Origin of the sequence: Arenimonas oryziterrae DSM 21050 = YC6267, from assembly GCF_000420545.1 — a bacterium.
Lineage (GTDB): Bacteria > Pseudomonadota > Gammaproteobacteria > Xanthomonadales > Xanthomonadaceae > Arenimonas > Arenimonas oryziterrae.
This window is the reverse complement of record NZ_ATVD01000006.1, coordinates 35379-47884: the sequence shown is the minus strand read 5'-3', so window position 1 is coordinate 47884 and position 12506 is coordinate 35379. Positions and strand designations below refer to the sequence as shown.

Here is a 12506-nt window from a genome sequence, read left to right as displayed (position 1 = left end):
AACCGCTCCCGGCCGACCGCATTGACGAGAGGCAGACGCCATCGTCGCCACGACGCCTTCCGAGACTCCCCCATGTCCGTGCCGCTCAAGATCGATTTTGTTTCCGACGTCTCCTGCCCCTGGTGCATCGTCGGCCTCAAGTCCCTGGAACAGGCATTGCTCCGGATCGGCGACGCGGTGACGGTGGATCTGCACTTCCAGCCTTTCGAGCTCAATCCGCAGATGCCGGCCGAAGGCCAGGACATCGATGAGCATCTCGCAAAGAAGTACGGCTCCACGCCCGAGCAGCGCGAGCAGGCCCGCCAGGCCCTGCACGCGCGCGGCGCGGCATTGGGCTTCGAGTTCGGACTCGACAAGCGTCGGCGCATCTACAACACCTTCGACGCGCATCGCCTGCTGCACTGGGCCGGCGAACAGGGCGACGGCCGGCAGCGGGCGCTCAAGCATGCGCTGTTCCGCGCGTACTTCACCGACGGCGACAATCCCGGCGCACACGAGGTTCTCGTGCGGCTGGCCGCCGAGGTGGGTCTGGATGCCGAGCGTGCGCGCGCCATCCTGGCGACCGACGAATACGCCGACGCCGTGCGCGAAGACGAAACCTTCTACGCCAGCCAGGGCATCCGTGCCGTGCCGGCCGTCATCATCAATCAGCGACACCTGATTTCCGGCGGTCAGCCGGTCGAGGTGTTCGAGCGCGCGCTGCGCGAGATCGCTGGTCTGGCCTGAACGCACGCGTCCGCTATCGCCCGACGAAGGCCCGATACGCTGCGAGCACGGCCTCGGGCGCTTCGACCTGCGGGTAGTGGCCGGTGCGCGGCAGCAGGCTGATGTCGGGCGCGGCGATGAGTTCGCGATAACGCTGCGTCATGTGCTCGCCGGAAATCGGATCGGCTGCACCGACCACCAGCTTCATCGGCACTGCACTGCGTTCGAGCGCGCCGACCCAGCGGGCGCGATGCGCACGACGTTCGTCCATGTAGCCGATCAGTCGCGCCATCGCGAGCAACCCGTCCTGCGCGCGCAGCAGGTCCCAGAACGTGTCGATGTGTTCGTCGTCGGGCGGGGTGTCCTCTCCGAATATGCGGCGCAGGTTGTCGGCGAAGCGACGCTTGCTGGTCAGGCGTGCGACCAGTCCGCCGATCGGCGATTTCAGCAGGCGCTGGATCAACACCGGTCGATGCGTTTCCGGAAACAGGCCGCCGTTGAGAAAGCAGATCGAGTCCAGCCGCGCCCGGTTCTCGAGGTGGCGCGCCAGCAATTCCTGCGCGACGGTGTCGCCGTAGTCGTGCGCGAGGACATGGCAATGCGCCACGCCGAGCCGGTTCAGCAAGGCCTGGCAAAGATCAGCCTGATCGAAGATCGAATAGTCGTACCGGCGCGGCTTGTCGGAGAGACCGAAGCCGATGAGGTCGGGCGCGATCACGTAAAAATTCCGACACAAATCCTGCCAAAGCGCCTGCCAATCCCAGGATGCGGTGGGGAATCCGTGGATCAGCAGCAGCGGCGGAGCCAGAACATCGCCACCGATGCAATGAAAAATGCGATGGCGTTCTCGGTATGAGAAGTAATCGCCGCTAGCACGCCATTGCTGAATGGAAATTGTATTCATCGTGCGCCTATGACTTTCAGCACTTCGTGATTTACCGGCCGGCTATTCACCATGGCGACCTGCAAACGGCCGGCAACAACGCGCCGACCACATCAGGAAAATCGAGCATGTTGCATGCCGATCGCTCTTCGGCGATCGACCGCGACTGCTCGGCAACGCTTGCAGCCGACGCGCCGATTCCGGTGCATTCCGGCGGGGAACGGGCCGCAGCCCAATCATGCCACCACCATCATTGAAACCGAGGAAGTACACCATGAGCATCAACAAGAACTTCAAGCGCATCGTCCTGGCCCTGGCGCTGGGTATGGCCTTCGTCGGCGCCGCCAACGCGCAGCGCACCGTCGGCAATGTGATCGGCACGGCCACCGCCGGCGAGACCGTCGTCGCCAAGAATCTCAACGACGGTTCGCAGCGCGAAGTCGCGGTCAAGGCCGACGGCAAGTTCCGTCTCGCCTCGCTGCAGCCGGGCGACTACGCGATCGTCGTCAAGCACGCCGACGGCACCGAGAGCGCGCCGCGCACGACCTCGGTCCGCGCCGGCCAGACCATCCGCCTGCAGTAATTCGCCGGCCCGGTCTACCGAAATGCGGTGCGAATTGCGCACCGCATTTTTTTTGCGCGATGATTCCCCGTCCCCCGTGCCGGAGCCTGTCATGAATCGTCCGCGTTCTTCCTTCGCCACCGCGCTTTTCGCACTCTCGCTTTGCGCGATCGGCCCCGCGCAAGCGAGCAGCGATCTCGAATGCCATCTGCAGTACCGGCTCAGTGGCTGGTCGCTGATTTACAAGCACACCACCGGTACCGGTACGGTGAGCTGCAGCAACGGGCAGTCGATGTCGGTGCGCATCACCGCCAAGGCTCTCGGGCTGACCGCCGGCAAATGGCGCATCGACAACGGCAAGGGCCGCTTCGGCGGCGTGCACAGCATCAATGATGTGCTCGGCAGCTATGCCCAGGCCAGCGCAAACGCTGGCGCGGTGAAATCAGCCGAAGCCCAGGTACTGAGCAAGGGCAATGTGCAGCTTTCGCTGTCGGGCAAGGGCGAAGGCGTGAACGTCGGCGTCGACATCGGCGCATTCACCATCAAGCGCCGCTGATCCATCGCCGCGGCGGCGTCGGTCAGGGCGTCTTGACCAGCTCCACGCGGCGATTCTTCGCGCGACCGTCTTCGCTGCCGTTGTCGGCGACCGGCTTGTCCGGGCCGAAGCCGCGTGTGGTCAGGCGTGCGCCGTCAATGCCCTTGCCCACGAGGGCGGTGCGCACGGCGGCCGCACGCTCGCCCGAGAGCACGCGGTTGCGTTCGGCGGTGCCGGTGCTGTCGGTATGCCCTTCGATGGACAGCTTGAGCGCCGGATCGCCTTCGAGCAGTTTGCGGATCTCGTCGATGACCGCCGCGCTGTCGGGACGCAGCGTCGCCTTGTCCGTATCGAAGTTGATGTAGAGCGCGACATGACCGGAAGCGTCGATCGCCTTCTTCATCGCGCTCGCATCCAGGAACGCGAGCTTGCTCGCCATCGCCTGCCGCTCGAGCACGGCGACCTGACCGTGCAGCGGAATCGCACCGGTGCTGACCTGGATCCAGTATTCCTTGCCGCCCTGGCGAATCAGATAGGTGTGGTTCTCGCAGCCGTCGCTCGCGCAGGTGCCGTCGTAGTGTTTGTCGACGAGATCGCGGCCGCCGAAGGCATCGGTGACTTCGCCGGTGTATTGCGTGCGGCTGATCTCGACGCCACCGAGGGCGGCGATCGCATCGGCATAGTTGCGCTGGAATTCGATGTCGGAATAGACACGCTGCTCGGCATTGGTGAGCTGGAAGCGGTCGACGAAGACCTTGCCTTCCACCGCGACGATCTTGTTGCCGGCGATCATGTGTTCGCGATCAAAGCTGCGGTTGCGATCCTTGTCGTCGAGCGTGCTGACCAGGCCTTCGGGCGCCTTGAAGAACGGGAACGGCGGCAAGGCCGCCGTGCTCTCGGGCACGCTGGCGGGATCGAATTCGCTGCTGGCGGTCGCCGCCGCGTCGGGCGCGGGCGTCGTGCTTGCGTCGGCCGGTGGCGTCGGAGCCGGGGTGTCCTGCGTGCCTGCCGACGGAGCCGGTGACTCGGTCGTCGCGGCGGGCGTTTCGGCCGGTCGGCTGCAGGCGGCGAGCATCAGCAGGGCGACAGCGGGAACCAGGACTAGGGAACGGACGCGCATGATCGATCTCCAGGGAAGGACGGCCGAAGCGGTGGCTCGCCCGGGATAACGCAGAAACCCGGGAAGTCCGACGTCCGTCTTGTATGCCAAAGCCCGGCGAGCGGCAAGCGCAGGCGCCGGGGCGTCCTAGCGGTCGGCCGGCGCCTGAGCCCGTTCTTCGGCGATGCGCTTGCCCAGGCGCGCTTCGGCGTCGTCGGCATAGGCACGACAGGCGTTCGGGTCGATCAGGGCGTTCTTCTTGCCGCGTCGGTCACGGGCCTGCTGCTTATCGAACAGATTGGAAAGACCCGGATGCGCGGAGATCAGCACGTCGCAAGGCAGGGCGCGCACGGTCGCGATGCTGCGGCGGAATTGCGCGATGCGCGCGCCGCCATCGGCGGTGTAACGGAAGCCCGGCGCCGATACCGGCGTGAGGCTGTCGGCGTACACCAGATTGCGGCAGACCTTGCCTTCGCAACTGCGCCAGGTCCAGGTGTCGCCGCCGCTGGTGTGGCCGGGCGTGTAGTGCGCGGTGATCCGGAGCTCGCCGAGCGCCAGCACCTCGCCGTCGCGCAGTTCGCGCACCTTCGCCACCGGCGGAAAGCGCATCGCGTCGCCATACCCGTGCTGCGGATCGGCATCGTCGGCGGTGCCCGCCCGCAGCGTGGCTGCGCCGAGCACGCTGGCCGCGACCTGGGCGCCGCTCAGCCGCTGCAGTGCGGCGATGCCGCCGGCATGATCGTAGTGCGCGTGCGAATTGACGATCCACTTCACGTCTTCGACGCGAAAGCCGAGCGTGCGGATATTCGCCGCGATGCGTTCGGCCGACTGCGGCAAGGCGCCGTCGATGAGGACATGGCCCTGCTTGCCGACGATGAGCACCGAACTCAGGCCGTCGACGCCGACGTAATAGCTGTTGCCGATCAGTCGGAACGGCGCGTGCGGCTGGTTCCATTCGGCGCAGTTGTCGCACTCGATCGGCGTGGTGTCGGCGTGGACGGCGGGCGTGGCGAGAGCGAGAACCAGGGCGAAAGGCAGCATGGGCGAGGACAGGTCGGAGGGCGGGTCGGACCTCGATTGTCGCGCAAGTCGCCCGCGGACGGGATGCGCCAGGGTGTAAAATCGCGCACTGGTGATGACGCAGGAGTTCGGCTTTGGCAGGCGCAGACATGGCCGGTGGCCCCGCCGAGGCCGCGCTCGACACCTTGTTGCTGCCCGTGCACGCAGGCCAGCTGGTCTGGCCGGCACAGGGACGCGTGCGATTTCTGCGTGCGCGCGCCGGCGCGGATTGGCGCGACCTGCCGACGGCGCAGTTGAGCTGCGAGCAAAGTTTCAAGCCGCAGGCCGACGCGCTCGAACGCGAGGGTCGCCATCTGCCAGCGGACGACGCGGCGACCTATGCGCTGGTGCTGCTGCTGCCGCCGCGCCAGCGCGACGAAGCACGTGCGCTGTTCGCCCGGGCGCTCGACAGTGCGATGCCCGGCGGCGTGGTCGTGGCCAGCCAGGCCAACAACGAAGGCGCGCGCTCGGGCGAAGCCGATCTCGAGCGACTCGCCGGACAGGTGTACAGCGAATCGAAGAACAAATGCCGCGTGTACTGGGCGGTCGCCGATGCCGCGCGCGTCGACGCCGAGCTGCTCGCGCACTGGCGCACGCTCGATGCCCCCCGGCCGATCGCCGACGGCCGCTATCTGAGCCGCCCGGGCGTGTTCGCCTGGGATCGCATCGACGCTGCCTCGCAACTGCTCGCCGAACATCTGCCTGACGATCTGGCCGGCCACGGCGCCGACCTTGGCGCGGGCTACGGCTATCTCGCCACGCAGGTGCTCGCACGCAACACCGGCGTGACGGCGCTGGATCTGTACGAAGCCGAAGCGCGCGCGCTCGCGCTGGCACGCACGAACCTTGCGCAGGACGTTGGCCGCGTGGCCGTCGATTTTCTCTGGCATGACGTGACGCGCGGTCTGCCGCGCACCTACGATTTCATCGTCAGCAATCCGCCCTTCCACGTCGATCGTGGCGATCGCCCGCAGCTGGGCCAGGCATTCATCGCCGCCGCGGCGGCTGCGCTGCGACCGGGCGGGCGTTTGTGGCTGGTCGCCAACCGACACCTACCTTACGAAACGACTCTCGGTCAGGGCTTCGGGCGCGTGCGGACGGTCGTGCAGGCCGAGGGATTCAAGGTCATCGAAGCAATCAAGGCGGGCGCATGAAACTGGTGAAGCTGTTGGCCAACCTCGGGTATGGCAGCCGCAAGGACGTCACGATGATGCTGCGCAACGACTGGGTCACGCGCCGCGACGGCCGCGTGCTCGGCCCCGACGACAGCGCCGAACACGCCGACATCCTCGTCGACGACGAGCCGCTCGATCCCGCCCAGGGCATGCTGCTGATGCTGCACAAGCCAGTGGGCTACACCTGTTCGACCAAGGATCCGGGGCGCGTGGTCTACGACCTGCTGCCGCCGCGTTTCCGTCTTCGCAATCCGGTGCTGTCGTCGGTGGGTCGGCTCGACCGCGACACATCGGGCCTGTTGCTGATGACCGACGACGGCGCGCTGCTGCACCGGATCACCTCGCCGAAAGCCGCCTTGCCGAAAGTCTACGAAGCCACGCTCGCCAATGACCTGCGTGGCGACGAGGGGCCGATTTTTGCGAGCGGCACGCTGATGCTGGACTCGGAGACCGAGCCGCTCGCGCCCGGCGTGCTGGAAGTGATGGATGCGCGACGCGCGCGCATCACCCTGATCGAGGGCCGCTATCACCAGGTCCGGCGGATGTTCGCCGCGGTGGGCAACCATGTGCTGACGCTGCAGCGTCTGTCGATTGGCGGGCTCACGCTCGGAGACACGCCGTCGGGCAAGTGGCGCTTGCTGACGCCTGGAGAAGTCGCGGATTATTTCGGCGCGAAATAGGCCGGCAAGCAACCTAGGCCACTCTCAGTCGCGGAAATTCTCGAACTGCAGCGGCAGTTCCCATTCGGTTTTTTTCAGCAGGGCCATCACGTCCTGCAGGTCGTCGCGCTTCTTGCCGCTGATGCGCAGCTTTTCGCCGTTGATCTGTGCCTCGACCTTGAGCTTGGCTTCCTTGATCGCAGCGATGATCTTCTTGGCGATCTTCTGCTCTATGCCCTGCTTGATGGTGATCTTCTGACGCGCGCCGGCGAGGTTGATTTCCGGTTCGCCGACGTCGAGGCAGCGCACGTCGATGCCGCGGGTGATCAGGCGTGCGCGCAGGATGTCGAGCATCTGGTTGAGCTGGAAATCGCTCGGCGCGCGCTGGGTGACCACGAACTTGTCGAGTTCGAAGCTCGCATCCGTGCCCTTGAAATCAAAACGATTGCCGAGTTCGCGGTTGGCGGTATCCACGGCATTGGTCAGTTCGTGGGTGTTGACCTCGGAGACGACATCGAAGGAAGGCATGGTCTGGGCGGCGGCGTGAGGGAGGTGCGCATCTTACTCGCCGCGACCGACCGGGACATCATTCGGCGCGGATTTTGCCGCCGACCCAGATGGCTTCGATGTCGCGGCCACGGCGTTCCACGCGCACTTCCAGCAGGCTCGGCGAAGGCGCCGGCATCGCATCGCCTTGTGCGATCCAGCCGCGGTCGCCGGGCAGGGCGTCGCGCAGGGCCAGCCAGGCCGCCAGACCGGCGGCGCCCATGCCCGTCGCGGATTCTTCGTCGATGCCGTAATGCGGCGCGAACATGCGCGTGCGTGCGAACTGGGCGGGCGTATCGGTGTCGGCGGTGCGCACGTACAAACCGATGAGCTCGTGCTGGTCGCTGAGGACGGTGATCGCGGCGAGATCGGGCACGATCGCGCGCAGCGCCGCGGCATCGCGCACGGCGATGTGCAGGAAGCGATTGCCCAGATCCACGATCGCCGCGTCCTCGGCGTCGATGCGATCGGGCGTCAGTCCCAGCAAGGCAGCCAAGGCCTCGGCGGAAAAGCGCTCGCCTGCCACCGTCGGCGAAGGCAGACGCAGGAACACCTGCCCGTCGCGGATGCGCACCGTACGCGGGCCGTCGATGCTTTCTTTGACGTAGTCGCCCTCGGGCAAGTCGCCCCGGCGGTGCAGCAGGCCGAACGCCGCGACGGTCGCGTGTCCGCAATGGGCGATCTGCCGGGTCGGGGTATAGAACTCCACCCGTCGCGTCGCCGTCTGGCTGCGGCTGACGAACGCGGTTTCCGGCACGCCCAGGCGCGCGGCGAGGGCCTGGCGCGCCGCCGCGTCGAGGTCGTCGGCATCGAGCACGACGCCGGCCGGATTGCCGCCGGCGCCGTCGCGCGCGAACGCGTGAATGAGGTGCGTCTCAGACATACGCATAGACCTTGCCGGTGTCCGCCCCTTCGATGCTACGGCTGAAACCGAGCGCGGCGCGCGCCGCCGGTACCGGCTCGAAGCCGCGGAACCATTCGCCGAAGCTCGCAACCGATTCCGACAGCAGGCCCGGACTCACGGCATTGATGCGCAGGGCGCGCGGCAATTCCAGCGCGGCGCCGACGACGAAGCCTTCGAGCGCGCGATTGACGAGCGTCGCGGTCACGCCGGTCAGGATCGGTTCCTGGCTCAGGATGCCGGTGGTCAGCGTGATCGAACCGCCGTCGTTGAGATGCGGCACGCCGAGCAGCGCCAGGTTCACCTGGCCCATCAGCTTGTCCTGCAGGCTCAGCGCCCATTGCTCGTCGGTAAGTTCGAGCAGGGGAGCGAAGGCGAGTTTGCCGGCGGCCGACGCGATGGCATCGACGCGGCCGAGCTTGTTCAGTGCGGCCTGGACGCTGGCCTTGTCGCGCAGGTCCAGGCGCAGATCGCCGTGGCTGCGGCCGGCGCGGACGATGTCGTGGCGGGCGCCGAGTTCGTCGACGACGGCACGGCCCAGGGTGCCTTCGGCACCGATCAGCAGGATCTTCATGGGGAACTCCATTGGCTTGTCAAAGCGACCAGTGGTCGCGGTGGAGACAGGCTAGACCCTCGCAAAGCCTTGATAATCGGCCTGGAAGGGGAAACACTGTTCGCCAATGGAAACAATCCAGGCACGCTACGAGCAGGCCATCTGTTTCGCGACGGTCGCGGAATCGGGCAGTTTTACCCGCGCCGCCAGCGCGCTGGAGCGCTCCAAGGCACATGTGAGCAAGCAGGTCAGCGCGCTGGAAACGGCGCTCGGCGTGCAACTGCTGATGCGCACGACCCGTCGCCTGGTGCTCACCGAGGCCGGACGCACCTACCTCGAGTATTGCCGACAGCTGCGCGACACCTTGCTCGAAGGCGAACAGGCGGTGTCGGCCGTGCGCGAGGAGGTCAGCGGCACCTTGCGCATGACCGCGCCGACCTCGTTCGGCGATGCCTTCCTGCTCGAGATGCTGCTCGATTTCCAGACCCGGCATCCGAAACTGCGCATCGCGCTCGACCTGAGCATCGTGCGTCGCGACCTGGTCGGCGACGGCTACGATTTCGCGATCCGCACGCCGCGCAATCTCGAAGACCATCTGATTGCCAAGGCCCTGGGCCTGGTGCGCGATGTGCTGGTTGCCAGCCCCGATTTTCTCGCGCGGCAGGCGACACTCGCCACGCCGGCAGACCTGGCCGGCGTGCCCTGCCTGTTGAACACGCATTTCCGCGACGATGCCGACTGGCTGTTGCAACGCGACGGGCAAAGCCATGCCGTGCGTGTCGACGGCGCCTTTGCCGCCAATCATTTCGGCATGCTGCGCTCGGCGGCGATCGCCGGCGTCGGCATCGCGCGGCTACCGCGCTACATCGTCGCCGCGGCGCTGGCCGACGGGCGCCTGGTGCCGGTGCTGCCGGCCTACGAGATCGCGCCTTCGCCGGTGTATCTGGTCTATCCACAGCGCCGGCACATGCCGTACCGCAACCGCGTGTTCCGCGACTTCGTCGTCGCCTGGTTCGCCGATCCGGCGCGCGCGGCGCTGTTGTCCTGAGACCGGTGCGCGGCCAAGATCGCGTGTCCTGGGCTGTCAACGATTCCGTAGGGGAGGCCGACGCATGACCGACACCGTTTTCCGCCGCGCTCGCGACGAGGATCTCGCCGCGATTCTCGCCCTGCTCGCCGACGACGAGATCGCGCGCTCGCGCGCCGGCCACGTCGCCGAGGCGACGCCGGCGGTGCGCGCGGCTTTCGAGGAAATCCAGCGCGACCGCAACAACGAACTGCTGGTCGGCGAGCGCGCCGGCGAGGTCATCGCGACCTTGCAGCTGACCTTCATTCCAGGCCTGAGTCGCGGCGGCCTGCGCCGCGCCCTGATCGAGGCGGTGCGCGTGCGCTCGGATCTGCGCGGCCTGGGCATCGGCGAACAGCTGATGCAGGCGGCGATGGATCGTGCGCGCGAGCGTGGCTGCGGCGCGATCCAGCTCAGCACCGACCTGCGCCGCACCGCCGCGCATCGCTTCTATGCGCGCCTGGGTTTCGAGGCCACGCATGCAGGGATGAAACGCGCGCTCTAAGGCAGGACGTTTTCCTCGAACACCGGTCTTGCGTCAGTCGGCGACGAAGCCGACCTTGCGGTGGCTGCCGTCGCAGTACGGCTTGTTCTTCGAGTGGCCGCAGCGGCACAGGAAGACTTCGGTGACGCGGTTGAGCGTATGCCCGGTGCCGCTGACGATTTCCAGATTGCCGGTGACCTTCAGCGAGCCGTTGTGCTGCGGTTCGATCGTCAGCGGGCCGTCGCGCGCCGCCAGGGGTTCAGAGGCCTGCACGGCGACTTCGCCGGTCGCGTGGAAGCCGACCTCGGCATGACTGCCGTCGCACCAGGGCTTTCGTTTCGACGCGCCGCAACGACATAGCGTCGCGCGCAGGCCGTCGTCAGTGCCCGCGATGGTCAGTGGTGCGTTGAAGGCGAGCGGGCCGTTTTCGCGCAGGCGCACGGTGTTGACCACCGGCGCGGCTTCTTGTCGACCATCGGCGAACTCATAGGTGATCGCGCCCGACGGGCAGCTCATCGCGATATGCACGACCGCCTCGGGCGGCGCCGCGTCGGGATGAATCCACTCGCCATCGACATTGGGCACGAAGACATCGGGCCGGCCGAGCACGCAGTGTCGCGAATGGATGCAGCGGGTGCCGTCGAAATGGATGCTGATCTGTTTACCGCGTACGGTTTCCGTCGCCATGACCGCCTCCGGGAAGTCCGGAGGCGATCATGCGCCGGCGCGCGATTCAACGCCAGTTGGCGAGTTCGGCCTGGGTGATGTAGCCGTCGTGGTTACGGTCGACCAGCTTGAATTCCGCCTCGAGTGCATGGCCGCGCGGTACTTCGCGGCGCGAGATGCGGTTGTCGTCGTTGCGGTCGAGATCGGCGACGGTCACGCGGTAATCGGCGGCGTTCGGCAAGTCGGCCGGCTGGCCCCAGTGCACGGTCAGTGGACCGGTGCTGACTTCGAACTGCGCGGTCTGGTTCGGATTGGCGATGCCCTGCTGGGCGAAAGCCATTGGCGAAGCGGTGGCAACCAGCAGAGCGAAGATGAGTCGGGTCGAGGTGGTCATGAGGAGGACTCCGGGTGGGGGTGGAAGGACCATCGCGCGAACGCGGGGAACCTGGCGTGAATGCGGCGGGTTCATCGGTGCGCATTCACGTGCAGGCAGGCAAGGGCAAGGACAGGTGAAAGGGTCGCAGGTTCCTCTTAGGCCGACGAAAACAGCTGAGACTGCGGCGGCAGTTCGTCGGCATCGCGGAAATTGCCCAGTCCGACGCCGACCAGACGATAGCGCGTGCGCGAGGGCAGCTCCACGCGTTCGAGCAGGGACAGCGATTGCGATAGCAGTTCGTCCAGGGACGCGGGCGGTTGCGGCGGCGTGTGGCTGCGCGTGAGCAGACGAAAGTCCGCCGTCTTGAGCTTGAGGATGACGGTGCGGCCGATCCGTTCGGGATCCTTGATCGCGGCGCTCCAGACTTTTTCCACCAGGCGCCGGATCGTCGGCACCGTTTCGCCGAGCAGTACATCGTTGGCGAAGGTGTCTTCGGCGGAAATCTGCAGGGTCGGGCGCTCGCTGACCACGGCGTGTTCGTCGATGCCCTGCGCGAGCTCGTGCAAACGCCGTCCCCAACGTCCGAACCGGCGTTCGAGTTCGGCCGGATCGAAATGTCGCAGCTGTCCGACGGTGGCCAGGCCGAGGTCGAGCAGTTTCCCTTCCATGACCTTGCCCACGCCGGGCAAGCGGCCGACGGGCAAGGGCGTGAGGAAGGCTTCGACCTCGTGCGGGCGGATGACGAACTGACCGTCGGGCTTGCGCCAGTCGGACGCGATCTTGGCCAGGAACTTGTTCGGCGCGATGCCGGCCGATGCGGTGAGCTGGGTCTCGCCACGGATCGCGTCGCGGATGGTTTTCGCGACGGCGGTGGCGCTGGGCAGGCCGAGCTTATTTTCGGTGACGTCGAGATAGGCCTCGTCCAGCGACAGCGGCTCGATGAGATCGGTGTGGCGCGAGAAAATTTCCCGCACCTGCCGGGACACGGCGCGATAGCGCGGAAAATCCGGCGGCACGAAAATCGCGCGCGGGCACAGGCGTTCGGCGCGCACCGCCGGCATCGCCGAGCGCACGCCGTACTTGCGCGCTTCATACGAGGCCGCGCACACGACGGATCGCGCGCCGCGCCAGGCCACGACCACCGGCTTGCCGCGCAAGCGAGGATCGTCGCGCTGTTCGACGGACGCGTAGAACGCATCCATATCGATGTGGACGATCTTGCGCAGGGTCGGCGACG

The 12506-nt window shown here is 66.8% G+C and carries 16 protein-coding genes; 7 read left to right on the top strand and 9 right to left on the bottom strand.

Going from position 1 to position 12506, the window contains the following annotated elements; genetic code table 11:
- The first annotated feature begins 72 nt into the window (after positions 1 to 72).
- Complete coding sequence (locus G467_RS0113270; RefSeq protein ID WP_022970231.1) at positions 73 to 726, top strand: DsbA family oxidoreductase; 654 nt, start codon at positions 73 to 75, stop codon at positions 724 to 726.
- Between the two features lie 13 nt (positions 727 to 739).
- On the opposite strand, the gene G467_RS0113265 is transcribed toward G467_RS0113270, so the two are convergent.
- Complete coding sequence (locus G467_RS0113265; RefSeq protein ID WP_022970230.1) at positions 740 to 1609, bottom strand: alpha/beta fold hydrolase; 870 nt, start codon at positions 1607 to 1609, stop codon at positions 740 to 742.
- 253 nt (positions 1610 to 1862) lie between these two features.
- On the opposite strand from G467_RS0113265, the gene G467_RS0113260 reads away from it, so the two are divergent.
- Together G467_RS0113260 and G467_RS0113255 are read left to right on the top strand one after the other, a co-directional pair.
- On the top strand, positions 1863 to 2171 hold the full coding sequence (locus tag G467_RS0113260; RefSeq protein ID WP_022970229.1) for a carboxypeptidase-like regulatory domain-containing protein: 309 nt from the start codon (positions 1863 to 1865) through the stop codon (positions 2169 to 2171).
- A gap of 91 nt (positions 2172 to 2262) precedes the next feature.
- The gene (locus G467_RS0113255; RefSeq protein WP_022970228.1) at positions 2263 to 2706 is read left to right on the top strand and encodes a hypothetical protein; all 444 of its coding nucleotides are present in this window, start codon (positions 2263 to 2265) and stop codon (positions 2704 to 2706) included.
- 22 nt (positions 2707 to 2728) lie between these two features.
- On the opposite strand, the gene G467_RS0113250 is transcribed toward G467_RS0113255, so the two are convergent.
- Entirely contained in the window at positions 2729 to 3805 is a 1077-nt protein-coding gene (locus G467_RS0113250; RefSeq protein ID WP_022970227.1) for an OmpA family protein, read from the bottom strand.
- A 126-nt stretch (positions 3806 to 3931) separates the two neighbouring features.
- Positions 3932 to 4825, bottom strand: a complete 894-nt coding sequence (bla, locus tag G467_RS0113245) for a subclass B3 metallo-beta-lactamase (RefSeq protein ID WP_022970226.1) — start codon at positions 4823 to 4825, stop codon at positions 3932 to 3934.
- A gap of 128 nt (positions 4826 to 4953) precedes the next feature.
- Here bla and G467_RS0113240 point away from each other — a divergent pair, with 128 nt between their 5' ends.
- Together G467_RS0113240 and G467_RS0113235 are read left to right on the top strand one after the other, a co-directional pair.
- Positions 4954 to 5997 carry a class I SAM-dependent methyltransferase gene (locus G467_RS0113240; RefSeq protein WP_022970225.1) on the top strand — a complete coding sequence of 348 codons (1044 nt, stop codon included), beginning with the start codon at positions 4954 to 4956 and terminating at the stop codon, positions 5995 to 5997.
- A complete protein-coding gene (locus G467_RS0113235) occupies positions 5994 to 6698 on the top strand; it encodes a pseudouridine synthase (RefSeq protein ID WP_022970224.1) in 705 nt (234 codons plus the stop codon). The genes G467_RS0113240 and G467_RS0113235 overlap by 4 nt, the downstream gene beginning before the upstream one ends.
- Positions 6699 to 6722: 24 nt before the next feature.
- Here G467_RS0113235 and G467_RS0113230 read toward each other — a convergent pair whose 3' ends face one another.
- Genes G467_RS0113230 through G467_RS0113220 form a run of 3 tightly spaced genes read right to left on the bottom strand, consistent with a single transcriptional unit; the run spans position 6723 to position 8698 of the window.
- Positions 6723 to 7205 carry a YajQ family cyclic di-GMP-binding protein gene (locus G467_RS0113230; RefSeq protein WP_022970223.1) on the bottom strand — a complete coding sequence of 161 codons (483 nt, stop codon included), beginning with the start codon at positions 7203 to 7205 and terminating at the stop codon, positions 6723 to 6725.
- A 58-nt stretch (positions 7206 to 7263) separates the two neighbouring features.
- Positions 7264 to 8106 carry a PhzF family phenazine biosynthesis protein gene (locus G467_RS0113225; protein WP_022970222.1) on the bottom strand — a complete coding sequence of 281 codons (843 nt, stop codon included), beginning with the start codon at positions 8104 to 8106 and terminating at the stop codon, positions 7264 to 7266.
- Positions 8099 to 8698 carry a short chain dehydrogenase gene (locus tag G467_RS0113220; protein ID WP_022970221.1) on the bottom strand — a complete coding sequence of 200 codons (600 nt, stop codon included), beginning with the start codon at positions 8696 to 8698 and terminating at the stop codon, positions 8099 to 8101. Before G467_RS0113220 ends, G467_RS0113225 begins: the two co-directional genes overlap by 8 nt.
- 106 nt (positions 8699 to 8804) lie before the next feature.
- Here G467_RS0113220 and G467_RS0113215 point away from each other — a divergent pair, with 106 nt between their 5' ends.
- Entirely contained in the window at positions 8805 to 9725 is a 921-nt protein-coding gene (locus G467_RS0113215) for a LysR family transcriptional regulator (RefSeq protein WP_022970220.1), read from the top strand.
- 64 nt (positions 9726 to 9789) lie between these two features.
- A complete protein-coding gene (locus tag G467_RS0113210) occupies positions 9790 to 10248 on the top strand; it encodes a GNAT family N-acetyltransferase (protein ID WP_022970219.1) in 459 nt (152 codons plus the stop codon).
- Between the two features lie 33 nt (positions 10249 to 10281).
- Here G467_RS0113210 and G467_RS0113205 read toward each other — a convergent pair whose 3' ends face one another.
- The 3 genes from G467_RS0113205 to dinB form a co-directional block, all read right to left on the bottom strand.
- Positions 10282 to 10914 (bottom strand): CDGSH iron-sulfur domain-containing protein, encoded by a 633-nt coding sequence (locus tag G467_RS0113205; RefSeq protein ID WP_022970218.1) that lies wholly within the window; start codon positions 10912 to 10914, stop codon positions 10282 to 10284.
- 46 nt (positions 10915 to 10960) lie between these two features.
- Positions 10961 to 11287, bottom strand: coding sequence for an EF-hand domain-containing protein (locus G467_RS16865; RefSeq protein WP_022970217.1), 327 nt, complete (start codon positions 11285 to 11287; stop codon positions 10961 to 10963).
- Positions 11288 to 11424: 137 nt separating this feature from the next.
- Positions 11425 to 12495, bottom strand: a complete 1071-nt coding sequence (gene dinB / locus G467_RS0113195) for a DNA polymerase IV (RefSeq protein ID WP_483756897.1) — start codon at positions 12493 to 12495, stop codon at positions 11425 to 11427.
- Positions 12496 to 12506 lie beyond the last annotated feature (11 nt).

Excerpts from the sequence above, each read along its gene's own strand:
- G467_RS0113270 (WP_022970231.1), top strand. The coding sequence starts at position 73 with ATGTCCGTGCCGCTCAAGATCGATTTTGTTTCCGACGTCTCCTGCCCC.
- G467_RS0113265 (WP_022970230.1), bottom strand. The coding sequence starts at position 1,609 with ATGAATACAATTTCCATTCAGCAATGGCGTGCTAGCGGCGATTACTTC.
- G467_RS0113260 (WP_022970229.1), top strand. The coding sequence starts at position 1,863 with ATGAGCATCAACAAGAACTTCAAGCGCATCGTCCTGGCCCTGGCGCTG.
- G467_RS0113255 (WP_022970228.1), top strand. The coding sequence starts at position 2,263 with ATGAATCGTCCGCGTTCTTCCTTCGCCACCGCGCTTTTCGCACTCTCG.
- G467_RS0113250 (WP_022970227.1), bottom strand. The coding sequence starts at position 3,805 with ATGCGCGTCCGTTCCCTAGTCCTGGTTCCCGCTGTCGCCCTGCTGATG.
- bla (WP_022970226.1), bottom strand. The coding sequence starts at position 4,825 with ATGCTGCCTTTCGCCCTGGTTCTCGCTCTCGCCACGCCCGCCGTCCAC.
- G467_RS0113240 (WP_022970225.1), top strand. The coding sequence starts at position 4,954 with ATGGCCGGTGGCCCCGCCGAGGCCGCGCTCGACACCTTGTTGCTGCCC.
- G467_RS0113235 (WP_022970224.1), top strand. The coding sequence starts at position 5,994 with ATGAAACTGGTGAAGCTGTTGGCCAACCTCGGGTATGGCAGCCGCAAG.
- G467_RS0113230 (WP_022970223.1), bottom strand. The coding sequence starts at position 7,205 with ATGCCTTCCTTCGATGTCGTCTCCGAGGTCAACACCCACGAACTGACC.
- G467_RS0113225 (WP_022970222.1), bottom strand. The coding sequence starts at position 8,106 with ATGTCTGAGACGCACCTCATTCACGCGTTCGCGCGCGACGGCGCCGGC.
- G467_RS0113220 (WP_022970221.1), bottom strand. The coding sequence starts at position 8,698 with ATGAAGATCCTGCTGATCGGTGCCGAAGGCACCCTGGGCCGTGCCGTC.
- G467_RS0113215 (WP_022970220.1), top strand. The coding sequence starts at position 8,805 with ATGGAAACAATCCAGGCACGCTACGAGCAGGCCATCTGTTTCGCGACG.
- G467_RS0113210 (WP_022970219.1), top strand. The coding sequence starts at position 9,790 with ATGACCGACACCGTTTTCCGCCGCGCTCGCGACGAGGATCTCGCCGCG.
- G467_RS0113205 (WP_022970218.1), bottom strand. The coding sequence starts at position 10,914 with ATGGCGACGGAAACCGTACGCGGTAAACAGATCAGCATCCATTTCGAC.
- G467_RS16865 (WP_022970217.1), bottom strand. The coding sequence starts at position 11,287 with ATGACCACCTCGACCCGACTCATCTTCGCTCTGCTGGTTGCCACCGCT.